We start from the raw sequence: 23,179 nt of genomic DNA on the forward strand, positions 1-23,179 counted from the left end.
TACTGGTGCTCGACGTGCCAGCGCGGCCCGCCCCCGCCGCCGGGCGCCCCGCGGATGTGGCGGGAGCGCCACCGCCGTACGCAGAAGTGACGCCTCGCGAGGACCGCAGTCTCAGCTGCGTACTAGCGTCGTCCAATGAGCGGGCCGGTCCATCCTGCGCGGACTCGAACACCGCCCCGCCCTGCGGACGACGACAGTGGGCCGGTGTGACCCGGATCCTGGCGAGGTGTCACTTCTGTGTACGGCGGTAGCGTTCCCGCCACATCTGCGGGGCGCCCGGCGGCGGGGCCGGGCCGCGCTGGCACGTCGGGCACCAGTACGTGGGGCGCTCCTGGGTGCCGTCGCCCTGGTCGGCCACGCGGACGGAGGTGCCGCAGCGCAGACAAGGCCGGGGCGCGCGGCCGTAGACGAACAGGTCCTGGTTGCGCAGGCCCGTGGTCCGGCGGACCATCCGGTCGCGGTTGGCCTCCAGGAGCCTCTTGGCGAGCGCGGGCAGCTGGGCCGCCCGGTCGGCGGGCAGCGAGCCGACGGGGAGCCACGGGGTCACGCCGAGCAGGAAGCACAGCTCGCTCTTGTACACGTTGCCGATGCCGGCCAGGTTGCGCTGGTCGAGCAGGGCCTCGCCGAGGGGGCGGGCGGGGTCGGCGAGCAGGTTGGCCAGCGCCCGGTCGGGGTCCCAGTCCGGGCCGAGCAGGTCCGGGCCGAGGTGGCCGACGGTGCGGTCCTCCTGCGCGGTGCGCAGCAGGTCGAGCACCGGGAGGCGGTAGCCGACGGCGGCGCGGTCGGCGGTGGTGAGGACGGCGCGGATCTGGTGGGCGGGGCCGCCCTTCCAGCGCTCACCGCTGCCGTACACCTTCCAGGCGCCCTCCATCCGCAGGTGGGAGTGCAGGGTCACACCGCCCTCGATCCGCGTGAGCAGGTGTTTGCCGCGTGCGACGGTGTTCAGCACTCTCCGGCCGGCCAGGTCGACCGTGGCGTACTTCGGTACCCGGAAGTCGCTGCGGGTCAGCACCTTGCCCGCGAGGGCGTCGTGCAACCGCCTCGCGGTCTGCCAGACCGTGTCACCTTCGGGCATGCGTCAAGGGTGACACGCGGGCGAGCGGGCCCGCTTCCGGCATGCGTTCCGTCCTGTGTCTTGGCGGGTGCCGCCGTTCGTCCTGTGCGCCGTTCGTCTCGTCGTGTGCCGCCGTGCGTTGGTGTCAGGCGCGCAGGCGCAGGCCGCGCGGGGTGGCGATGAAGCCGGCTTCTTCCAGGAGCGTGCCGAGAGGGGACGTCAGCGCCGAGGCGCCGTTGATCTTCTCCACCGTGACCGTGCCGAGGGAGCCGGCGCGGGCGGCGGCCGCCAGTGCCTCGGCGGCGGCACGCAGGCGGGCGTCGTCACCGGCCGCGGTGTCCGCATCCGTGGGCCAGGCCAGCAGGGTCTTGCCGCCGCGTTCCATGTACAGGGTCAGCTCACCGGCCACGAGCACCACCAGGGAGCCCGCCTTGCGGCCCGGCTTGTGCCCGGCGCCGGTCGGCGGATCGGGCCAGGGCAGGGCGGCGCCGTAGGCGTTCGCGGGGTCGGCGGCGGCCAGGACGACCGCCCGGGAGTCCGCGGAGCCGGTACGGCCGCGGCGGTCGGCGGTGCCCGGGCCGGTGGGGTACGGGAAGGCCGCCGCACCGCCTCTGGGGCCGCCGTAGCCCGGGGAGGCGAAGTCCTGGGGGGAGACGTAGTCGCCCGGCGAGGGGCGGTCCGGGGCCGGCCAGTCCTGCTCGCCGCCGTGCCCGGGCGCGCCGGTGATGTCGAACGCGTCGGCCGGGCCGTAAGGCGCGGGCCCGGCGGAGGCGTGCGGTGGGCCGAAGCCGTCCGGGCCGGTGCCGGAACCCGGGCCGAGCCCCGCGCCGGGCAGGCCTTCGCCGCGTTCCCGGGCATTCGCCACGGCGCGCAGCCGGTCGACCGCGCCGTCCATCGCGAACTGGGCGGCGCCCAGCCCCTCCACCACGTATCCCCGGCGGGCCTGGCCGCTCTCCTCGAAGGCGGACAGCACCCGGTACACGGCCGAGAAGCCGCCCTCGACGCCCTCCGCGGACACCGCGCCGCGGGTGACCACGCCGTGCCGGTCGAGGAGGGTGCGGGCCAGGGCGTGCGCGCGCACGGTGGTGTCGGTCTCCCGGGCGGGCAGCAGGGACCAGCGGCCGGCGACGGTCGGCGGGCCGCTGCGGGAGGCGGGGCGGGCGGCCGCCGTCAACGAGCCGTAACGTCCGCGCGGGGCGGCGCGTTTGGCCCGGTGCGCCGTGGAACCGGCGGGGCGGCCCGAGCCCAGCAGGGCGCGCATCGGGGCGAGCGTGTCGTTGGTGAGCCGCCCGGACCAGGCCAGGTCCCACAGGGCGTCGGCGAGTTGCGGGTCGGTGGCCTCGGGGTGGGTGCTCGCCCGGACCTGGTCGGCGATCTGACGGAAGAACAGGCCGTAGCCGCCGGAGAGGGTGTCCAGCACCGACTGGTGCAGCGCGGTCAGCTCCAGCGGCAGCGGCGGGGGCAGCAGCAGCGGGGGGGCATCCGCGCGGGACAGCGGGATCCAGCCGTCCCTGCCGGGCAGTGCGCCCGCGCCCGCCCACACCACCGCGCCGGCCGCGGTGAGTTCGTCGAGCATCGCGGGGGTGTAGTCGGACACCCGGGAGGGCAGGACCAGCTTCTCCAGGGCGGAGGCGGGCACGGACGCGCCCTGCAACTGCTCCACGGCGCGCACCAGTCCGTCCACGCCCCGCAGGCCGTGCCCCTTGCCGAGGTGCTGCCACTGGGGCAGGAACTGGGCGAGCGCGGGCGGCGGCACCGGCTCCATCTCGTGCCGCAGCGCGGCCAGCGACCGCCGCCGCAGCCGGCGCAGCACCGCCGCGTCGCACCACTCCTGGCCGCTGCCCGCCGGATGGAACTCGCCCTGGACGAGACGGCCGCCGGCCGCGAGGCGGTGCAGCGCGCCCTCGGTGACCGCCACGCCCAGCCCGAACCGGGCCGCCGCCATGGCCGAGGTGAACGGGCCGTGGGTGCGGGCGTACCGGGCCAGAAGGTCGCCCAGGGGGTCCTTGACCGGTTCGGTGAAGGCCTCCGGGACGCCGACCGGCAGGGCCGTGCCGAGCGCGTCGCGCAGGCGGCCGGCGTCCTCGATCGCGGCCCAGTGGTCGGCGCCGGCGATCCGCACCCGGATGGCCCGGCGGGCACCGGCCAGCTCCTGCGCCCAGCCGGCCTCAGCGCCCCGCTCGGCCAGTTCGGCGTCGGTGAGCGGGCCCAGCACCCGCAGGACGTCCGCGACGCCCTCGACGTCCTTGACGCGGCGGTCCTCGGTCAGCCACTGCAGCTCCCGCTCCAGCTCGACCAGCACCTCCGCGTCCAGCAGTTCGCGCAGCTCCGCCTGGCCCAGCAGCTCGGCCAGCAGCCGCGAGTCCAGGGACAGGGCGGCCGCGCGGCGCTCGGCGAGCGGGGAGTCCCCCTCGTACAGGAACTGGGCGACGTACCCGAAGAGCAGCGACCGCGCGAAGGGGGACGGCTCCGGGGTGGTGACCTCCACCAGGCGGACCTTGCGGGACTCGATGTCCCCCATCAGCTCCACCAGGCCGGGGACGTCGAAGACGTCCTGCAGGCACTCGCGGACCGCCTCCAGGACGATCGGGAAGGAACCGAACTCGCTCGCCACCTGCAGCAGTTGCGCGGCGCGCTGGCGCTGCTGCCACAGCGGGGTGCGCTTGCCCGGGTTGCGGCGCGGCAGCAGCAGCGCCCGGGCCGCGCACTCGCGGAAGCGGGCGGCGAACAGGGCCGAGCCGCCGACCTGGTCGGTGACGATCTGGTCGATCTCCCCCTTGTCGAAGGCGACGTCCGCCGCGCCGATCGGTGCCTGCTCCGCGTCGTACTCCAGGCCGCCCTTCACGGGGTCCTCACCGAGCAGGTCCAGGCCCATCAGGTCGGCGTCGGGCAGACGCAGCACGATGCCGTCGTCGGCGTGCATGACCTGGGCGTCCATGCCGTACCGCTCCGAGAGGCGGGCGCCGAGCGCCAGCGCCCAGGGGGCGTGCACCTGTGCGCCGAAGGGGGAGTGCACCACGACCCGCCAGTCGCCCAGCTCGTCGCGGAAGCGCTCCACCAGGATCGTCCGGTCGTCGGGGCCGTGACCGCAGGCCTCGCGCTGCTCCTTCAGATACGACAGGACGTTGTCCGCCGCCCACGCGTCCAGGCCGGCCGCGAGCAGCCTGAGCCGGGCGTCCTCCTCGGGCAGGGAGCCGACCTCGCGCAGGAACGCGCCCACCGCCCGGCCCAGCTCCAGCGGGCGGCCCAGCTGGTCGCCCTTCCAGAACGGCAGCCGGCCCGGCACGCCCGGCGCGGGGGAGACCAGGACCCGGTCGCGGGTGATGTCCTCGATCCGCCAGGAGGTGGTGCCGAGCGTGAACACGTCACCGACCCGGGACTCGTACACCATCTCCTCGTCCAGCTCGCCGACCCGGCCGCCGCCCTTCTTCGGGTCGGCGCCGGCGCGGAACACGCCGAACAGGCCGCGGTCGGGGATCGTGCCCCCGGACGTGACGGCCAGGCGCTGCGCGCCGGGGCGGCCGGTGACCGTGCCGGCGATCCGGTCCCACACCACGCGCGGGCGCAGCTCCGCGAACGCGTCGGACGGGTAGCGGCCGGCGAGCATGTCGAGCACGGCTGTGAACGCCGACTCCGGCAGTGACGCGAACGGCGCCGCCCGGCGCACCACGGCTAGCAGGTCGTCCACCTGCCAGGTGTCCATCGCGGTCATCGCCACGAGCTGCTGGGCGAGGACGTCCAGCGGGTTGGCGGGCACCCGCAGGGACTCGATGGCGCCCGTGCGCATCCGCTCGGTGACCACCGCCGCCTGCACCAGGTCGCCCCGGTACTTGGGGAAGACCACCCCGGTGGACACCGCACCCACCTGGTGGCCCGCGCGGCCCACGCGCTGCAGGCCGGAGGCCACCGAGGGCGGGGACTCGACCTGGACCACCAGGTCCACGGCACCCATGTCGATGCCCAGCTCCAGGCTGGAGGTGGCCACCACCGCCGGCAGGCGCCCGGCCTTCAGGTCCTCCTCCACCAGGGCGCGCTGCTCCTTGGAGACCGAGCCGTGGTGGGCGCGGGCGATGACCGCGGGCGCGCCGTGCGCCGCGCCCGAGCCGCCCATCAGCTGGGCCGGGGAGTGGTGCTCGTCCAGGGATTCGCCGGTCGCCCGCTCGTAGGCGATCTCGTTGAGCCGGTTGCACAGGCGCTCGGCGAGCCGGCGCGAGTTGGCGAACACGATCGTGGAGCGGTGGGCCTGCACCAGGTCGGTGATGCGCTCCTCCACGTGCGGCCAGATCGAGGGCCGCTCGGCGCCCTCGCCGCCGTCGGTGGCCGGGGAGCCGCCGAGTTCCCCCAGGTCCTCGACCGGGACGACGACCGACAGGTCGAACTCCTTGCCGGAGGCCGGCTGCACGATCTCCACCTTGCGACGCGGCGAGAGATAGCGGGCGATCTCGTCGACCGGGCGGACGGTGGCGGACAGCCCGATGCGGCGGGCCGGCTTCGGCAGCAGCTCGTCCAGCCGCTCCAGGGACAGCGCGAGATGGGCGCCGCGCTTGGTGCCCGCCACCGCGTGCACCTCGTCCAGGATCACCGTCTCGATCCCGGTCAGCGCATCGCGCGTGGACGACGTCAGCATCAGGAACAGCGACTCGGGCGTGGTGATCAGGATGTCCGGCGGGCGGGTGGCCAGGGCGCGCCGCTCGGCGGCCGGAGTGTCGCCGGAGCGGATGCCGACCTTCACCTCCGGCTCGGGCAGGCCGAGGCGGACGGCTTCCTGGCGGATGCCGGTCAGGGGGCTGCGCAGGTTGCGCTCCACGTCGACGGCCAGGGCCTTGAGCGGGGAGACGTACAGCACCCGGCAGCGCTTCTTCGGGTCGGCCGGGGGCGGGGTGGAGGCCAGCTGGTCCAGGGCGGCGAGGAAGGCGGCCAGGGTCTTGCCGGAGCCGGTCGGCGCGACCACGAGCACGTCCGAGCCCTCGGCGATCGCCTGCCACGCCCCCGCCTGGGCCGCGGTGGGCGCGGAGAAGGCCCCCGTGAACCAGCCGCGGGTCGCGGGGGAGAAGCCGTCGAGGGCCCGATGTGCATCGCTGACCATGCGTCCATCGTGCACCCGGCCACTGACAATCCGGTCCACATCACCTCTCGCACCCACGCTGACCTGGTCTTCTTCCAGGACCGGCGCGGTTGTGCCGGAGAATGGGCCCATGGCGGGATCAGGTCAGGAGCGCGCACGGCACTGGCAGTACGAGGAACTTCCCGGGGTCGACCTGCTGCGGGCCCGATATGTCCGCAAGGCGTTCACGCGCCACACCCACGAGCACTTCGTGATCGCCGCCATCGCCGAGGGCGTGGAGGTGTTCGACCACCGCGGAGGCGACCAGTACGCCGGCCCGGGGACCCTGGCGCTGATCAATCCCGACACGCCGCACACGGGCCGGGCGGGAGTGCCCGAGGGATGGCGCTACGGGGCCGTCTACCCGGCGCCGGACCTGGTCGCGGAGATCGCCGCCGAGACCACCGGCATCCGCGGGACGCCGGGGTTCGTCAGCCCGGTCCTCGACGATCCCTACGCCGCGGCGCTCGTGCACCAGGTGTTGCGGGCCGCCGACGAGGGCAACGCACTGGCCGCCGACACGCTGCTGCGGGTCGCCGTGACCCGGCTGCTGCGGTTGAACGGCGGGCCGCTGCCACGGCGCGAGGTGCGCACGGCCGGCGCGCGGATCGCGGCACGCGCCCGTGCCGTCCTCGAGGAGCGCATGACCGAGCCGCCGACCCTGGAGCGGCTGGCCGCCGATCTCGGGACGAGCCCCTTCGCGCTGCTGCGGGCCTTCCGCGGTGTCTACGGGATGCCGCCGCACACCTGGCTCACCGACGCCCGGGTGCGCCGGGCCCGGCAGCTGCTGGACGAGGGCACCACCCCGGCTCAGGCCGCCGCGGCCGTCGGGTTCACCGATCAGTCGCACCTGAGCCGGCACTTCTCCCGGATCGTGGGCGTCCCGCCCGGCGCCTACCGGCGCGAGCGCAAGAACGTACAAGACGCGAGGTCGCGACTGCTCCTACCGTCCGGGGCGTGGCAGAAGAAACAGCTCTCGCAGACATACGCGCCGGCGCCGGGCAGGCCGGTGCCGACAAGCCCGACGCCGCCGTCGTCCGGGACGCCCTCGGGGTCGGCGTCGCGGTGGGACTGTCCGGGTTCGCCTTCGGGGTGACCTCGGCCGGCAGCGGACTGACGCTGTTGCAGACCTGTGCGCTCAGCCTGCTGGTGTTCACCGGGGCGTCCCAGTTCGCGCTCGTGGGGGCGCTGGCGGCCGGGGGCAACCCGTTCACGGCGGCCGCGGGCGCGTTCTTCCTGGGCGTGCGCAACGCCTTCTACGGGCTGCGCCTGTCGCAGCTGCTGGCCCTGCCGCGCGGACTGCGGCCGATGGCCGCCCAGTGGGTCATCGACGAGACCACCGCGGTGACCCTCGCGCAGCCCACCCGGCGCAGCGCGCGGATCGGCTTCACCGTCACCGGGGCCACCCTCTACGGGCTGTGGAACCTCACCACGCTGCTGGGCGCACTGGGCGCCAGGGCCCTCGGGGACACCGACACCTGGGGACTGGACGCGGCCGGACCCGCCGTGTTCCTCGCCCTGCTCGCGCCCATGCTCACGACCTCCACCGAGCGCGTCGTCGCCGCGCTCGCCGTGCTCCTCGGGCTCGGGCTGCTGCCCGTGCTGCCGGCCGGCGTGCCGGTCCTCGCGGCGGCGCTCGCCGCGCCGGCCGTGCTGTACCTGGCGGGCCGCCGCACGCGAGGCGCCCGCGGCAGCGATGAAAGCCCGGGTGAACGAGTGGACGACACAGCGACGGCCCACGACGTACGGGGACGCGTCCGGGGCGGCGCAGGGGAGGAAGACCGTTGAACGTCTGGATCGCGATCGGCGTGACCGCCGTCGGCTGCTACGCCGTCAAGCTCGCCGGGCTGCTCGTGCCGGCCGGCGTCCTGGAGAAGCCCCTGGTCAAGCGGCTCGCCGCGCTGCTCCCGGTGGCCCTGCTCGCCGCCCTGACCGCCCAGCAGACCTTCGCCGACGGGCAGGATCTCGTCCTGGACGCGCGGGCGGCCGGGCTCGCGGCCGCCGCCGTGGCGCTGGTGCTGCGGGCGCCGTTCCTGCTGGTCGTGGCCGCGGCCGTGGTGGTCACGGCGGGGGGGCGTGCGCTGGGCGGGTGAGCGCGCGACGGGTCGGTGAGCGTACGCCCCGGTGCGCTGTGGTGCTCCGCGCGCCCGCGCGTGGGAGCGTGGTCCCGCTGGCCTCCTCAGGCGATGGCGCGGCCGTACGCCCGCAGGGTGCGCAGGGCCTCGATCGTCACCATGGGGCGTGCCTCCAGCGCCGTGCCGGGGGCCCACTGGCGCCAGGCGACCGGCCAGCCGCCGTCCTCCTGCTGCCGGCTCGCCAGGAAGTCCAGGGAACGGCCGATCTCCTCGTCCGTGAACCACGCGCGCGCGAGGGAGTGCGGCGTGGCGGCGAAGTCGTGCGGGAAATGGTGCTCGCCGGGGGCGTAACCGGGCGCGACCGGCCAGGACTCCCGGAGGTCGGGGTCCAGCACCGCGAGGCGCTGCTCGCGGACCAGACGGCCGAGCCGCTCGGCGGCCGCCTGCGCGCGCGAGCGGTCGGGCGCGGCGTCCAGGAAGGCGACGGCGGCCTCCACCTCGTAGGGGTGGGTCGCCTCCAGCGCCTCGATGCGCTGCCAGCAGAAGTCGGTCGCCCGGAAGAGCCACGCGTGCCACACCTGGTTGCGGTGCAGCAGACCCACCACCGGGCCGGTGGCCAGGAGCGAGCCCGGCGGATCGTCCACGACGGGCACGAAGGGCGCCGCCGGATAGCCGCGCTGAGCGGGGTGGACCGCGGGCAGGGCGCCGTCCGCGGTGGTGACCGAGGTCAGGTAGCGGCACACCCGCTCCGCCCGCTGCCCGCCGCACCGGCCGATGGCGTCCAGCACCCGCAGCGCGCGGGCCGTGTGCAACGGCTGGCTGACGGGGCCGCGCAGGTCCGGCTCGAGGGCGTGGCCGTACCCGAAGTCGTCGTTGCGGTAGGCGTCCAGCGCGGTTTCCACCGGGTCGGCGGCGCCGTCCAGGAAGTGGTACGCGAACAGCCGCTGCTCCAGCACACGCGCGGTCAGCCACACGAAGTGCTCGGCCCGCTGCAGCGGGGAGGGCGCCGCGGACGGCGGGGAAGAGGGGCAAGCTCCTGTCTCGGCCATGCGACCGACCGTAAGGCGGAAAGCGGTCACCGCAGGCGCACCCCGCTCCCGGTCACTCCCAGGGGCGGGATACTGGCATCATGCGGTTGACGGTCTTCTGGGAGCGGATGGCGGAGCACTTCGGTGCGGGATACGCCGACACCTTCGCACGCGACCACGTGATGTCGGAGCTGGGCGGGCGCACGGTGCACGAGGCGCTGGCGGCCGGCTGGGAGGCCAAGGACGTCTGGCGCGTGGTCTGCCACGTCATGAACATTCCCCAGGAGAAGCGCTGACCGGGCAGGGAGATCACAGGGCCGTGCGGGATTGTCGGTGGCGTGGGCGAGACTTGCACCGTGGCACCCACTGACGAGTCCGGGCAGACGGCCCGGCAGGCATCCGCGACCGGTACGACGCCGCTCGGCCGGCCCTCGGCCGACGGGCCCACCGGATCGGACGCGCGCCCGCGCATGCCGCGCTGGCTGCCGCGCGCCATGGTGCTCGCGCTCGCGCTGATCGCGGCCTTCCAGCTCGGCAGCTGGGCCTTCCATCAGGTGACCGGGCTGCTGATCAACATCCTGATCGCGTTCTTCCTGGCGTTGGCCATCGAGCCCGCGGTCAGCCGCATGGCCGCCCGCGGCATGCGCCGCGGGCTCGCCACCTTCCTGGTCTTCCTGGGCCTGGCGGTGGTGACGGCCGGTTTCGTCACCCTGCTCGGCTCGATGCTGGCCGGGCAGATCGTCAAGATGATCGAGGGCTTCCCCGAGTACCTCGACTCCCTCATCAACTGGGCCAACGCCAAGTTCCACACCAACCTCAGACGCGTGGACATCCAGGAGGGGCTGCTCCACTCCGACTGGCTGCGCAAGTACGCGCAGAACAGCGCGGCGGGCGTGCTCGACGTGTCCACGCAGGTGCTCGGCGGCCTGTTCCGGCTGCTGACGATCACGCTGTTCTCGTTCTACTTCGCCGCCGACGGGCCGCGGCTGCGCCGGGCGCTGTGCTCCGTGCTGCCGCCCGCCCGCCAGGCGGAGGTACTGCGCGCCTGGGAGATCGCCGTCGACAAGACCGGCGGCTACCTGTACTCGCGCGGCCTGATGGCGCTCGCCTCCGGCATCGCCCACTACATCCTGCTGCAGGCCCTCGACGTGCCCTACGCGCCCGTGCTCGGTGTCTGGGTGGGGCTGGTCTCGCAGTTCATCCCCACCATCGGCACCTATCTCGCGGGTGCCCTGCCGATGCTGATCGCCTTCACGGTCAATCCCTGGTACGCGCTGTGGGTGCTGGTGTTCGTGGTGATCTACCAGCAGTTCGAGAACTACATGCTGCAGCCCAAGCTCACCTCGAAGACCGTCGACATCCACCCCGCGGTGGCCTTCGGATCGGTCATCGCGGGCACCGCGCTGCTCGGCGCCGTCGGCGCGCTGATCGCCATCCCCGCGGTCGCCACGCTCCAGGCGTTCCTGGGCGCCTACGTGAAGCGGTACGCCGTCATGGACGACCCCCGGGTCCAGGGCCACCGCAGGAGACAGGGCACCGCACCGGGCCTGCTCACCCGCGCGCGGCAGCTGTGGGAGCGGCGTCCGGCGGCCGGTACCGGGACAGCGGCGGGACGCGGAACGACGGCGGACACCCCCACGCGAGAGCCCGCGGCGGCCGAGGAGGGCTCCGCCGGAGACTGAGCACCCGCCCTGGGCAGCGAGGGGACGCCCGCCTTGGGCGCGAGGGCTCAGGACGTCTTGGCACAGCCGCTCGGCGGGGCGTGGCGCGCTTGACACAAAAATCGAACATCCATTCTTATGGGGGCTCCGGCATGGCTCAACGAAGGGGATTTCGTCCGCTTTTGGGATAGTGTGGCCCCTGGTTATCCACAGGCCGGATGTGCGTCGGGGCGCGTTGTCAGTGGCAGGCGTTAGCGTCTTTGACGTGAAGCGATCGACTCAAGCAAACCGGGTGGAACCCATGGCAGGAACCGACCGCGAGAAGGCGCTCGACGCCGCGCTCGCACAGATTGAACGGCAATTCGGCAAGGGCGCGGTCATGCGCATGGGCGAGCGGTCGAAGGAGCCCATCGAGGTCATCCCGACCGGGTCGACCGCGCTCGACGTGGCCCTCGGCGTCGGCGGCCTGCCGCGCGGCCGTGTCGTGGAGATCTACGGACCGGAGTCCTCCGGCAAGACGACCCTGACCCTGCACGCCGTGGCGAACGCCCAGAAGGCCGGCGGCCAGGTCGCCTTCGTGGACGCGGAGCACGCCCTCGACCCCGAGTACGCCCAGAAGCTGGGCGTCGACATCGACCAGCTGATCCTCTCCCAGCCGGACAACGGCGAGCAGGCGCTGGAGATCGTGGACATGCTCGTCCGCTCCGGCGCCCTCGACCTGATCGTCATCGACTCCGTCGCCGCGCTCGTCCCGCGCGCGGAGATCGAGGGCGAGATGGGCGACAGCCACGTGGGTCTGCAGGCCCGGCTCATGAGCCAGGCCCTGCGCAAGATCACCGGTGCGCTCAACCAGTCCAAGACCACCGCGATCTTCATCAACCAGCTGCGCGAGAAGGTCGGCGTGATGTTCGGCTCGCCGGAGACCACCACCGGTGGCCGCGCGCTGAAGTTCTACGCCTCGGTGCGCCTGGACATCCGCCGCATCGAGACCCTGAAGGACGGCACGGAGGCGGTCGGCAACCGCACCCGCGTCAAGGTCGTCAAGAACAAGGTCGCCCCGCCCTTCAAGCAGGCCGAGTTCGACATCCTCTACGGCCAGGGCATCAGCCGCGAGGGCGGCCTGATCGACATGGGCGTGGAGCACGGCTTCGTCCGCAAGGCCGGCGCCTGGTACACCTACGAGGGCGACCAGCTCGGCCAGGGCAAGGAGAACGCGCGCAACTTCCTGAAGGACAACCCCGACCTGGCCAACGAGATCGAGAAGAAGATCAAGGAGAAGCTGGGCGTCGGCGTACGGCCCCAGGAGCCCGCGGCCGAGCCGGGCGCGGACGCGGCCGTCTCCACCGCCACGGACGACGCGGCCAAGACGGTGCCGGCCCCGGCGGCCGCCAAGGTCACCAAGCCCAAGGCCGCCGCGGCCAAGAGCTGACCCGTGACACGGCGAACCGACTGGGCCGAGTACGGGTACGAGCACCTCGCTTCCGGCGCCCCACGGGGGACGGGCACCGGGAACCGCCCCGGCGCGGACGGCGCCGGCGCGTACAGGGACGAGCACCCGTACCGGCCGGACGGTGACGGCACGTACGGCGGCGGTCCCGGACCGGACGGCGGTGACGGTGCCGGAGTGCCGGTGGCCGGCTCGCGCCGGGGCGGCCCGCGTGACGGCGGGGCGCGCGGCGGGCGCGGACGGCGCCGACGAGACGTCGGCGAGGCGTCCGCGGCGGGTGGGGGCACCTCTTCCTCGCCGAGGGCCGAGCAGGGGGAGCCTCCGGGGGACCCGGTGGAGCGGGCGCGCGCGATCTGCCTGCGCCTGCTCACCGGGACTCCGCGCACGCGCAAGCAGCTCGCGGACGCCCTGCGCAAGCGGGAGATCCCGGACGACGTCGCCGAGCAGGTGCTGTCCCGCTTCGAGGAGTTCGGGCTCATCGACGACGGCGCGTTCGCGGACGCCTGGGTGGAGTCCCGGCACCACGGACGCGGACTGGCGCGGCGCGCGCTCGCCCAGGAACTGCGGACCAAGGGCGTCGACACCACGCTGATCGACGAGGCCGTCGGCCGACTCGACGCCGAGCAGGAGGAGGCCACCGCCCGCGAACTGGTCGCCCGCAAGCTGCGCGCCACCCGGGGCCTGGACCGCGACAAACGGCTGCGCCGCCTCGCCGGCATGCTCGCCCGCAAGGGCTACTCCCAGGGCCTGGCCCTGCGGGTGGTCCGACAGGCGCTGGAGGAGGAGGGCGAGGACACGGAGTTCCTCGACGACAGCTGCTGAGACGAGAGCCGCCGAGGAACACCGTCCAGCCACGCGCCGCGGCCGGGTGGACGGCCGCCCGAGCAAGGCAGCACCGCCCGACTGCGCAGCGTCGCTCGAGCGCAACGCGCCGGGCAGGCACGACGCGCCTCCTGGCCACGACGCGCCTCCTGGCCACGACGCGCCGGCCGGCCACGACGCGCCGGCCGGGCGCGGCGCGCCGCCCGGGCAGACGCGCCCCGTCGGCTCGGTCCGCGCCCCTGCCTCACCGCCTCCGTGAACTTCCGGCCTCCGCGGCTTCCGGCCTCCGCGGCTTTCGGCCCCACGGTTTTCGCCGCGGGGTTCTTCGGTCCCCGGGCGGCTACGGTGCCTGCGGCGCGTACGGCCGCACCGGGAGCCCGGCCGCCCGCCACGCCTGGAAACCGCCGATCAGGTCGGTCGCCCGGTGCAGACCGAGCTGGTGCAGGGAGGCGGCCGCCAGGCTGGAGGCGTATCCCTCGTCGCACAGCACGACCACGCGCAGGTCGTGGCCGGTGGCTTCGGGGAGGCGGTGGCTGCCCTGCGGGTCCAGTCGCCACTCCAGTTCGTTGCGCTCGACCACCAGGGCACCGGGGACCAGCCCGTCCCGTTCGCGCAGGGCCGCGTACCGGATGTCCACGAGCAGGGCATCGCCGTCCCGGGCGGCGGTGTACGCCTCCCAGGGTCCGATGCGTCGGTAGCCCCGGCGTACCCGCTCCAGCAGGTCGTCGATCCCGACCGGCCGCCGGTCCCCGCTCACTGCCAGTCCTCCGGGCGCTCGACGTGCTCCAGGCGCAGCGTCTGCCCGGTGCGGCTGTAGCGGCGGATACGGGGCAGCGGCGGGTAGTAGGCGTGCACGGAGATCGCGTGCCGCTCGGTGGACTCGTTGAGCACCTCGTGGACGTGGTGCCGGCCGAAGGCGCGGCCCTGCCCGGCCGGCAGCCGCCGGGAGCGGTCCACGCCGTCGGTGAGTTCGAGGGTCTTCCAGCCGTCCGTGGGCAGGCGGGCGGCGCGCGCGTGCTCGGTCAGCTCACCGGCCGCGGGGACGAAGGCACCCCCCGAGTCGGGGGGGTCGTGCCAGCCGGTGCCGGTGCCGGGCGGCCAGCCGATCAGCCACGCCTCGCTGCCCGCGGGCCCGTCCAGGCGCACCCACGTGCGGCCCTGCGGGTCGAGCGGAAGCGAGGCGATCAGATCGGTGTCGGCGGCGGCGCGGCGGGCGAAGTCGAGGAGTTCGGCCTGCGTGGGCGGCGCGGCAGGTGCAGCGGCAGCAGGGGCGGAGGCGGAGAGGGGCGTGGGGGAGGACGCGGAGGAAGACAGGGCAGACACGTACACCGTCCTGGAGAACGTTCGCGGAAGGCGCGCGGCAGCGCAGAAGCGGCGCGCGGGATAAAAGGGATGCGGGTTCAGCAGGACGGGCGACACACGCAGCCCGCGTAGCGGACGAGGTCCATATGGACCCTCCGCCACAGGCGCACGTAGGTGTCGGTCATGGTCCGGAGTACACCATGGCCGTCCGGACCGGTCAACCGGCGGTCACCCCGCGGACGACGGGCGACGGCGCACTCCCGCCGGCCCGTGCGCGCTGCGCACCCCCGCTTCCGCATCCGCAGGCGTGTGCGCCGGGCGCGCCCGGCCCGGCCCGGGTCGGTGTCGGAGCCAGAGCGCCCGGCGCACAGATCACAGGCCCGGCGCGCTGGTCACGGCCGGTGCACGGCCCGGCGTACGGCGCGATCGGGGAGCACCCCACCGCCCGCCCAAGCGCCCCTCCGCGGCCTTGTGCCCCGTGGGCTTGTCCGTGCACCCCCCGTCCGTGCCCATGCCCTCGTCCGCGAGCCGCGCCGCTGCCGGGCACGGTCACACCAAGCCCCTGCCGGGCACGGCCACCAAGCCCCTGTCCGGGCAAGGCCCCCCGCGCCCCTGCCTGCGCACGACTCATTGAGCCGGTGTCCGGGCAAGGCTCACCGCGCCCTGGCCTGGGCACGACTCACCGAGCCGGTGTCCGGGCACGACTCACCACGCCCCTGCCCGGGCACGACTCACCGCGCCCCAGCCTCCGCGTGTGTCGTGGTGTGCGCCGGGCCGCCCAGTGTCGCCTCGGCCGCCGTGTACAGGTCGGCGGGGCGCACCCCGTTCAGCGCGGTGACCAGGTGCCCGTCCGGTCGCACCAGGAGCACGGTGTGCGGGGCCGCGCCCGGATAGCGCTCGGCGACCAGCAGTTCGGCGGGGTGCGGCAGCGCGGTCACCGCGGCGGCCAGCCGGGGCATGATCCCGGCGCCCACCCAGTGGCGCCGCTCCCACACCTGCGACCCGGGGGCCACCAGCACCACCAGCAGCGCCCCGCGGCCCAGCCGTTCCCGCAGCGGCACGATCGCACCGTCCTCCGCGGTCACCGGCACGTCGGTGACCTGCCCGCCGACCGGGGTGTCCACCGGTACCTCGGCATCGCAGTGCGGCGCGGCGAGCGGCGACGCGGTGTACGCCCCCGGCGCGCCCAGGGCCCCGCGCCCCAGATGGCCGTCCCGCAGCAGCGCGTCCTGCCCGCGCGCGGCCCCGGGGAGGTACGCGCGCAGCCCGCCACCGCCGCGCAGCACGGGCAGGGCCTGGTCCGCGGCGCGCAGCCGGGCGGAGACGCTCGCGCGCCGCTCCGTCTGGTAGCTGTCCAGCAGCGTCTCGTGCGGGCCGTGGTGCCAGACCGTCGCGAGCTTCCAGGCGAGGTTGTCGGCGTCGCGCAGGCCCTCGTCCAGGCCGTGCGTGCCGCAGGAGCCCAGCAGGTGCGCCGCGTCCCCGGCGAGGAAGACCCGTCCGGCGCGCCAGCGGCGGGCCAGCCGGGGATGGACGGTGTGCACTCCGGTGTCCAGGAGTTCGTACGCCGGGGTCGCCTCGCCGGTCCAGCCGGTCAGGGTCTCCCTGATCCGGGCGAGCAGCAGCTCGGGCGTGACCAGGTCCTTGCCGGGCGGCAGCAGCCAGTCCAGCCGCCACACGCCGTCCGGGAGCGGGCGGGCGGTGATCTCCCCGGCGAAGGGGCCCGTCGTCCGCCACGGCGGCATCCGGTGCAGGAACGCTTCCGCGGGGCGGGGGAGGTCCGTGCGCAGCGCGGCCACCGCGTACCGCTCGACGGCCGTGCGGCCGGGGAAGCGGATGTCCTGCAGCTTGCGCACGGTCGAGCGCGGCCCGTCGCAGCCCACGAGGTAACTCCCGCGCCACCAGGTGCCCTGGGGCCCGCGGGTGTGTGCGGTGACGCCGGTCGCCTCCTGCTCCACGGCGTCCAGCCGGCTGTCCACGGCGAGTTCGATCAGCGGCTCGCGGGCGGCGGCGGCACGCAGAGCACCGGTGAGCAGGTGCTGGGCGATGTGCAGCGGCGCCGGCCCGGCCGCAGCGGCGCTGTCGAGGACGGCCCCGGGATCACCGGACCCGGTCCCGGAGCCGCCGGAGGCCGCCACCTCCGGATCTCGGGAACCGCCCCCGGCCCCACGGACGCCGGCCCCGGCGCCCTTGGCGCCCCGCGCGGCGGCCCAGGTGTCCCCGGAGGCCACCGCGGGGTCGCTGAAGACGACCTCGTTCGTCACCTGCTTGCGCCGCAGCGACCGCCATCCCGTCCAGCGCAGCCCGGCCCGGTCGAGCGGTACCCCGGCCAGCCGCTCCACCAGCGCGGCGGTGTCCTCGCGCAGCACGACGGTGCGCGCGGCCCGCGGGGGGTCCCCGCCCGGTGTCTCGTCCAGGACGACGGACGGCACGCCCTGGCGCGCCAGGGCCAGCGCGAGCGTGAGCCCGACGGGCCCCGCGCCGACGACGATCACCGGGTCCACGGCGCGGCGCCCCCTGCCCGCAGTGGTGTCCTGACGGACGGATGTGAACAGACAGTCGGAGCAGGGTGCACGATCACAGAACGTATGCAACCCATTGCCGCTGCTTGCGTCAAGTGACATCGGCGGTGGCGATCACTCCACCGCCTCCGGTGTCACACCGCGTCACACCAGGGGGGACGCACCGCAGATGACCGCCCGTCAGGCGGCGGGCCCCGCCGACCCGGGGCCGCCCACCGCCGCCGGGGCGAGGACCGCGCCCGTGGACTTCTTGCCGCGCCGCAGCCGCCGCTCCAGCCAGCTCGCGAAACTGGTGAGGCTGAAGTTGAGCACCACGAAGATCAGCGCGACGATCGTGAAGCTGGCGATGGTGTTCGCGCCGTAGTACGAACTCATCGGGGAGACCGCGGCCAGCAGCTCGGGGAAGGTGAGGATCGCGCCGCCGAGCGCGGTGTCCTTCACGATGACCACCAGCTGGCTGACGATCGCCGGCAGCATCGCGGTGACCGCCTGCGGCAGCAGGATCGACGTCATGGTCTGGGTCTTGCGCAGGCCGATGGCCTGGGCGGCCTCCGTCTGGCCCTTAGGCAGGGCCAGGATGCCCGCGCGGACGATCTCGGCGAGGACGGATGCGTTGTAGAGGACCAGGCCGGTGACGACGGCGTACAGCGGGCGGTCGTCGGAGCTGACGGAGGTGTACTGGGAGAACAGCGCGTTCCCGAAGATCATCAGGATCAGCACGGGGATGGCGCGGAAGAACTCCACGACCACCGCCGCCGGCACCCGCACCCACACGTGGTCGGACAGGCGCGCGATGCCGAAGACCGCGCCGAGGGGCAGTGCGATCAACATCGACACGGCCGCCGCGATCAGCGTGTTCTTCAGGCCGGGCAGGATGTACGTGGTCCACGCCTCGGAACCGGAGAAGAACGGCTTCCACTTCTCCCAGTCCAGCTGCCCCTTGTCGCTCAGGCTCCGGTAGACCCACCACAGCAGGGCGGCCAGGGCGAGCACGAACACGACCGTGTAGACGACGTTGCGCCGCTTGGCCCTGGGCCCCTGCGCGTCGTAGAGCACCGAGCTGCTCATCGCTTCACCGCCACCTTCTTGCCCACCCAGCCGAGGATCAGGCCGGTCGGCAGCGTCAGGACCACGAAGCCGAACGCGAAGACCGCCGAGATCAGCAGCAGTTCCGCCTCGTTCTCGATCATCTTCTTCATCAGCAGGGCCGCCTCCGCCACACCGATCGCGGCGGCCACCGTGGTGTTCTTGGTGAGCGCGATCAGGACGTTGGTCAGCGGGCCGACCACCGAGCGGAACGCCTGCGGCAGCACCACCAGGGTCAGCACCTGCGTGAAGCTCAGCCCGAGCGCGCGGGCCGCCTCCGCCTGCCCGACCGGCACCGTGTTGATGCCGGAGCGGATCGCCTCGCAGACGAACGCCGAGGTGTAGGCGATCAGACCGAGCACGGCGAGCCGGAAGTTGATGGTGTCGAAGTTCTCCGCGCCGAGTTTGATGTTGAGCGTCTGGTTCAGGCCCAGCGAGGTGAACAGGATGATCACCGTCAGCGGGACGTTGCGCACGATGTTGACGTAGGCGGTACCGAAGCCGCGCATGAGGGGGACCGGGCCGACCCGCATGGCGGCCAGCAGGGTGCCCCATACCAGGGAGCCGACGGCGGCGAGCAGCGTGAGCTGCACGGTCACCCAGAAGGCTCCCAGCAGGTCATAGCCTGAAAGAAAGTCGAACACGATCTCCCGCGCTTCCGCGTGTGAAGGGGCCGGACTCCCGGTGCGCCGCTCCCCCGTGGGCGGCGCACCCGGGAACGCTGACTCAGCTCTTGATGTCGCCGATCTTCGGCGCGGGCTCGTTCTGGTAGTTCGCCGGGCCGAAGTTGGCCTTCACGGCCTTGTCCCAGGAACCGTCCGCGACCATGTCCTCCAGGGCCTTGTTGATCTTGGCCTTGAGGTCGCTGCCCTTCTTGACGCCGATGCCGTAGTTCTCGTTGGTCATCTTGAAGCCGCCCAGCTTGAACTTGCCCTTGAACTGGGCCTGGGAGGCGTACCCGGCCAGGATCGAGTCGTCCGTGGTCAGGGCGTCGATGGCCTTGTTCTGCAGACCGGTCAGACAGGCCGAGTACGTCGGGTACTGCTGAAGGTTCGCCTTGGGCGCCAGCTTGTCCTTGACGTTCTGCGCCGAGGTCGAGCCGGTCACCGAGCAGAGCTTCTTGTTGTTCAGGTCGGCCGGCGACTTGATCGAGTCGTCGTCGGCGCGCAGCAGCACGTCCTGGTGGGCCAGCAGGTAGGGGCCGGCGAAGTCGACCTTCTTCTCCCGCTCGGGCGTGATCGAGTAGGTGGCGGCGATGAACTGCACGTCACCGCGCTGCAGCATGGTCTCGCGGTCGGCGCTCTTGGACTCCTTCCACTCGATCTGGTCCTCGTTGTAGCCGAGTTTCTTGGCGACGTACTTCGCCACGTCCACGTCGAAGCCGGAGTAGCCCTGCGGGGTCTTCTGGCCGAGGCCCGGCTGGTCGAACTTGATGCCGATGGCGATCTTCTTGCCGCCGCCGGACGAGCCGGGGTCCTTGTCGTTCGAGCCGCACGCCGTGGCGGAGACGGCGAGGGCGAGCACGACGGCCGAGGCGGCGGTGACCTTGCGGAGCTTCATGCTGTGTGTCCTTTGCTGAGGTGAGGAGTCGGGGCCCGCGCGGGGCGGGGACGGCGTCGCCGCGGCGGGGACGGGCCGGCGGGCACTGCTCCCGGGCCGTCGGTGGAGCGGGAGCGCGGTCAGTGGGTGCGGACCACGGTCGGCGGTCAGTGGGTGCGCATCACGGTCGGTGGGTGCCGCGCACGGTCCGGGGCGCGGACGCCGTCAGTGGTGCAGGATCTTCGACAGGAAGTCCTTGGCCCGGTCGCTGCGCGGGTTGCTGAAGAACTGGTCCGGCGTCGCCTGCTCGACGATCCGGCCGTCGGCCATGAAGACCACCCGGTTGGCGGCGGACCGGGCGAACCCCATCTCGTGGGTGACGACGATCATCGTCATGCCGTCCCGGGCGAGCTGCTGCATGACCTCCAGCACCTCGTTGATCATCTCCGGGTCCAGCGCGGAGGTCGGCTCGTCGAAGAGCATGACCTTCGGGTCCATGGCCAGTGCCCGGGCGATCGCCACGCGCTGCTGCTGGCCGCCGGAGAGCTGCGCGGGGTACTTGTCGGCCTGTGCGCCCACGCCCACCCGGTCCAGCAGCGCCCGGGCCCGCTCCTCGGCCTTCCTCTTGTCCGTGCGGCGGACCTTGATCTGCCCCAGGGTCACGTTCTCCAGCACGGTCTTGTGCGCGAAGAGATTGAAGGACTGGAAGACCATGCCGACGTCGGCGCGCAGCCGGGCCAGCTCCTTGCCCTCCTGGGGCAGCGGCTTGCCGTCTATGGTGATCGAGCCGGAGTCGATGGTCTCCAGCCGGTTGATGGTGCGGCACAGGGTGGACTTCCCGGACCCGGAGGGCCCGATGACCACGACCACCTCGCCGCGGGAGATCGTCAGCTCGATGTCCTGGAGCACGTGCAACGCGCCGAAGTGCTTGTTGACGCTCTTCAGGACGACCAGATCGTTGCTCGCGGCCACGTCTTCCTTGGCCACCGACACTGCGGTCATCGCTACAGGCTCCGTCCTCCTCGGTTTCGCAGGACAGTAGCCACCTGCGCGACCAGCGTCATTACATCTGAGGGAGATCTGAGCATCACGATCCGGTAGCGGCCGGACACGCGCCGTCATGCGCGCGGGTGGGGCGCGTACCGGCTGGATAACGACAGGGAGTGCGCCCCCGGAAGCCTCTTGACGAGGCACTCGTCGATCGGCGTGACTGCCATGGTGCACGCGCGCGTGCCGGAGATCGGCACCATGCGCACACGCTGCGCATCCGCATCCTGCACATCGTGGCGATACGACGGATGAACCGGAGGGGGCCGGGATGAGACTGCTGCTCGTCGAGGACGACAACCACGTCGCGGCCGCCCTGTCCGCGGTCCTGGCCCGGCACGGCTTCGACGTCACGCACGCCCGCAGCGGGGAGGAGGCCCTGCAGGCGCTCGTCCCGCAGAGCACCGCCTTCGGGGTGGTCCTGCTCGACCTCGGCCTGCCCGACCAGGACGGATACGAGGTCTGCGGCAAGATCCGCAAGCGCACCAGCACCCCGGTGATCATGGTCACCGCCCGCTCCGACGTGCGCTCGCGCATCCACGGCCTCAACCTCGGCGCCGACGACTACGTCGTCAAGCCCTACGACACCGGGGAACTGCTCGCCCGCATCCACGCCGTCAGCCGCCGCACCGCCCACGAGGACGCGAGCGGCGGCGGCGACGGCACGCTGCACCTGGGCCCCGTGCTCATCGAACTGCCCACCCGCCGCGTCAGCGTCGACGGCGCGGTCGTCCAGCTCACCCGCAAGGAGTTCGACCTGCTGGCCCTGCTCGCCCAGCGTCCCGGAGTGGTCTTCCGCCGGGAGCAGATCATCAGCGAGGTCTGGCGCACCAGCTGGGAGGGCACCGGCCGCACCCTGGAGGTGCACGTCGCCTCCCTGCGTTCCAAACTCCGCATGCCGGCCCTGATCGAGACCGTCCGCGGCGTCGGCTACCGCCTCGTCGCGCCGGCCGCCTAGCGGGCCGGGGTGCGCGCACGTCTGCTGCCGCTGCTCATCGTCCTGATGGCGGCGGTGCTGCTCGCCCTCGGCGTCCCGCTGGCCGTCAGCCTGGCCGCCGCCCAGCAGCAGAAGGTGGTCGTCGACCGGATCGACGACACGGCGCGGTTCGCCGCGCTCGCCCAGTTCGTCACCGACCGTCCCACCGGCTCCCGCCAGACGGTCCCCGACGAACGCCTGGAGACCCTCCGGCGCGAACTCGCCAGCTACCACGACGTCTACGGCATCCACGCCGGCGTGTTCTACCGCTCCGGCATTCCCATGGCGAACGCACCGGAGGACTGGTCGCTGCCGGCCGCGGGCGAGGTGCGCGCCGCCTTCGACGAGGCCCTGCTGAGCCGGCGCAGCCACGACCCCCGGCAGGTGTGGCCCTGGCAGCGGGGGCGGCTCGTCGTCGCCTCGCCCGTCATCCGTGACGGCGACGTGGTCGCGGTCGTCGTCACCGACTCGCCCACCGGGCAGATGCGCGCCCGGACCCTGCACGGCTGGCTGATCCTGGGCCTGGGCGAGACGGCCGCGATGCTGGTCGCCGTCGGCGCCGCCCTGCGGCTCACCGGCTGGGTGCTGCGTCCCGTACGAGTGCTCGACGCCACCACCCACGACATCGCCACCGGCCGGCTGAAGTCCCGGGTGGCCGCGGCCGGCGGGCCCCCGGAACTCAGACGGCTGGCCCGCTCGTTCAACGAGATGGCGGACCACGTCGAGGACGTGCTGGAGCAGCAGCGCGCCTTCGTCGCCGACGCCTCGCACCAGCTGCGCAACCCGCTCGCCGCACTGCTGCTGCGCATCGAGCTGCTCGCGCTCGAACTGCCCGAGGGCAACGAGGAGATCGCCTCGGTGCGCGCCGAGGGCAAGCGGCTGGCGCAGGTCCTGGACGACCTGCTGGACCTGGCGCTCGCCGAGCACGCGGAGGCCGACCTGCAGCTCATCGACATCGGCGAGCTGACCGCGGAGCGGGTGGCGGCCTGGACACCGGCCGCCGAGGCCAAGGGGGTGCGGCTGGTGGGCACCTGCCCGGCCACCACGGCCTGGGCCGATCCGGTGGCGCTGTCCTCCGCGCTCGACGCGGTGATCGACAACGCGGTGAAGTTCACCCCGCGCGGCGAGCGCGTGGAGGTGACGGTCCACGGCGGCGGCGACACCTCCACGGTCGTCGTCGCCGACCACGGCCCCGGCCTCACCGATGAGGAACTGGCCCGCATCGGCGACCGCTTCTGGCGCAGCGGCCGCCACCAGAACATCAAGGGCTCCGGCCTCGGCCTGTCCATCTCCCGGGCGCTGCTGGCCGCGGGCGGCGGCGGCATCTCCTACGCCCACCACCGCGCCGAGGAACCGCACGGGCTGAAGGTCACGGTCACCGTGCCGCGCACGGAGCCGGACCGGGGCGTCGGGGTTTGACGGGCCGGCAGTGCCGTCATGGTCCGACGGGCCGGTTGTGCCGTCATGGTCCGACGGGAGGGCAGTGCCGTCATGGCCTGACGACCCGGCGGTGTCGTCC

General features: G+C 73.5%; 20 protein-coding genes. 9 read left to right on the forward strand and 11 right to left on the reverse strand.

Annotation, left to right across the window (positions count from 1 at the left end; genetic code table 11):
- Nucleotides 1-229: 229 nt before the first annotated feature.
- Nucleotides 230-1,075, reverse strand: coding sequence for a DNA-formamidopyrimidine glycosylase family protein (locus GV126_RS24120; protein WP_159670433.1), 846 nt, complete (start codon nt 1,073-1,075; stop codon nt 230-232).
- A 124-nt stretch (nt 1,076-1,199) separates the two neighbouring features.
- Complete coding sequence (locus GV126_RS24125) at nt 1,200-6,140, reverse strand: ATP-dependent helicase (protein WP_159670436.1); 4,941 nt, start codon at nt 6,138-6,140, stop codon at nt 1,200-1,202.
- A 109-nt stretch (nt 6,141-6,249) separates the two neighbouring features.
- Here GV126_RS24125 and GV126_RS24130 point away from each other — a divergent pair, with 109 nt between their 5' ends.
- From GV126_RS24130 to GV126_RS24140, 3 genes are read left to right on the forward strand one after another with little or no spacing between them, the layout of a single operon-like run.
- The gene (locus GV126_RS24130; protein WP_159670438.1) at nt 6,250-7,254 is read left to right on the forward strand and encodes an AraC family transcriptional regulator; all 1,005 of its coding nucleotides are present in this window, start codon (nt 6,250-6,252) and stop codon (nt 7,252-7,254) included.
- Nucleotides 7,143-7,946: an AzlC family ABC transporter permease gene (locus GV126_RS24135; RefSeq protein ID WP_236570283.1), complete on the forward strand. Its 804-nt coding sequence runs from the start codon at nt 7,143-7,145 to the stop codon at nt 7,944-7,946. Before GV126_RS24130 ends, GV126_RS24135 begins: the two co-directional genes overlap by 112 nt.
- On the forward strand, nt 7,943-8,251 hold the full coding sequence (locus GV126_RS24140) for an AzlD domain-containing protein (protein WP_159670441.1): 309 nt from the start codon (nt 7,943-7,945) through the stop codon (nt 8,249-8,251). The genes GV126_RS24135 and GV126_RS24140 overlap by 4 nt, the downstream gene beginning before the upstream one ends.
- 86 nt (nt 8,252-8,337) lie before the next feature.
- Here GV126_RS24140 and GV126_RS24145 read toward each other — a convergent pair whose 3' ends face one another.
- A complete protein-coding gene (locus tag GV126_RS24145) occupies nt 8,338-9,282 on the reverse strand; it encodes a hypothetical protein (RefSeq protein WP_159670444.1) in 945 nt (314 codons plus the stop codon).
- 80 nt (nt 9,283-9,362) lie between these two features.
- Here GV126_RS24145 and GV126_RS24150 point away from each other — a divergent pair, with 80 nt between their 5' ends.
- The 4 genes from GV126_RS24150 to recX all read left to right on the forward strand — a co-directional run bounded on the left by GV126_RS24150 (nt 9,363) and on the right by recX (nt 13,191).
- The gene (locus GV126_RS24150; RefSeq protein WP_028424431.1) at nt 9,363-9,557 is read left to right on the forward strand and encodes a DUF3046 domain-containing protein; all 195 of its coding nucleotides are present in this window, start codon (nt 9,363-9,365) and stop codon (nt 9,555-9,557) included.
- A 60-nt stretch (nt 9,558-9,617) separates the two neighbouring features.
- On the forward strand, nt 9,618-10,943 hold the full coding sequence (locus GV126_RS24155; RefSeq protein WP_236570085.1) for an AI-2E family transporter: 1,326 nt from the start codon (nt 9,618-9,620) through the stop codon (nt 10,941-10,943).
- Between the two features lie 280 nt (nt 10,944-11,223).
- Nucleotides 11,224-12,351, forward strand: coding sequence for a recombinase RecA (recA, locus tag GV126_RS24160; RefSeq protein ID WP_159670447.1), 1,128 nt, complete (start codon nt 11,224-11,226; stop codon nt 12,349-12,351).
- Between the two features lie 3 nt (nt 12,352-12,354).
- On the forward strand, nt 12,355-13,191 hold the full coding sequence (recX, locus tag GV126_RS24165) for a recombination regulator RecX (RefSeq protein WP_159670449.1): 837 nt from the start codon (nt 12,355-12,357) through the stop codon (nt 13,189-13,191).
- 340 nt (nt 13,192-13,531) lie between these two features.
- On the opposite strand, the gene GV126_RS24170 is transcribed toward recX, so the two are convergent.
- The 8 genes from GV126_RS24170 to GV126_RS24200 form a co-directional block, all read right to left on the reverse strand.
- Nucleotides 13,532-13,948: a rhodanese-like domain-containing protein gene (locus tag GV126_RS24170; RefSeq protein WP_159670452.1), complete on the reverse strand. Its 417-nt coding sequence runs from the start codon at nt 13,946-13,948 to the stop codon at nt 13,532-13,534.
- The gene (locus GV126_RS24175; RefSeq protein ID WP_438947861.1) at nt 13,945-14,514 is read right to left on the reverse strand and encodes a cupin domain-containing protein; all 570 of its coding nucleotides are present in this window, start codon (nt 14,512-14,514) and stop codon (nt 13,945-13,947) included. The genes GV126_RS24170 and GV126_RS24175 overlap by 4 nt, the downstream gene beginning before the upstream one ends.
- Before the next feature lie 77 nt (nt 14,515-14,591).
- A complete protein-coding gene (locus tag GV126_RS37505) occupies nt 14,592-14,792 on the reverse strand; it encodes a putative leader peptide (protein ID WP_369123900.1) in 201 nt (66 codons plus the stop codon).
- A gap of 432 nt (nt 14,793-15,224) precedes the next feature.
- Nucleotides 15,225-16,994 (reverse strand): FAD-dependent monooxygenase, encoded by a 1,770-nt coding sequence (locus GV126_RS24180; protein WP_201299870.1) that lies wholly within the window; start codon nt 16,992-16,994, stop codon nt 15,225-15,227.
- A gap of 198 nt (nt 16,995-17,192) precedes the next feature.
- Nucleotides 17,193-18,080, reverse strand: coding sequence for an amino acid ABC transporter permease (locus GV126_RS24185; protein ID WP_159670458.1), 888 nt, complete (start codon nt 18,078-18,080; stop codon nt 17,193-17,195).
- On the reverse strand, nt 18,077-18,742 hold the full coding sequence (locus tag GV126_RS24190; RefSeq protein WP_159670461.1) for an amino acid ABC transporter permease: 666 nt from the start codon (nt 18,740-18,742) through the stop codon (nt 18,077-18,079). Before GV126_RS24190 ends, GV126_RS24185 begins: the two co-directional genes overlap by 4 nt.
- A gap of 82 nt (nt 18,743-18,824) precedes the next feature.
- Nucleotides 18,825-19,658 carry a glutamate ABC transporter substrate-binding protein gene (locus GV126_RS24195; RefSeq protein ID WP_159670464.1) on the reverse strand — a complete coding sequence of 278 codons (834 nt, stop codon included), beginning with the start codon at nt 19,656-19,658 and terminating at the stop codon, nt 18,825-18,827.
- Nucleotides 19,659-19,862: 204 nt separating this feature from the next.
- Nucleotides 19,863-20,639, reverse strand: a complete 777-nt coding sequence (locus tag GV126_RS24200) for an amino acid ABC transporter ATP-binding protein (protein ID WP_159670467.1) — start codon at nt 20,637-20,639, stop codon at nt 19,863-19,865.
- A gap of 316 nt (nt 20,640-20,955) precedes the next feature.
- Here GV126_RS24200 and GV126_RS24205 point away from each other — a divergent pair, with 316 nt between their 5' ends.
- Both GV126_RS24205 and GV126_RS24210 read left to right on the forward strand, forming a co-directional pair.
- Nucleotides 20,956-21,642 carry a response regulator transcription factor gene (locus tag GV126_RS24205; protein WP_159670470.1) on the forward strand — a complete coding sequence of 229 codons (687 nt, stop codon included), beginning with the start codon at nt 20,956-20,958 and terminating at the stop codon, nt 21,640-21,642.
- A 9-nt stretch (nt 21,643-21,651) separates the two neighbouring features.
- Complete coding sequence (locus GV126_RS24210; protein WP_159670473.1) at nt 21,652-23,079, forward strand: sensor histidine kinase; 1,428 nt, start codon at nt 21,652-21,654, stop codon at nt 23,077-23,079.
- The last annotated feature ends 100 nt before the right edge of the window (nt 23,080-23,179 follow it).

The organism is Streptomyces mexicanus (assembly GCF_902506575.1).
Classification (GTDB): domain Bacteria; phylum Actinomycetota; class Actinomycetes; order Streptomycetales; family Streptomycetaceae; genus Streptomyces; species Streptomyces mexicanus.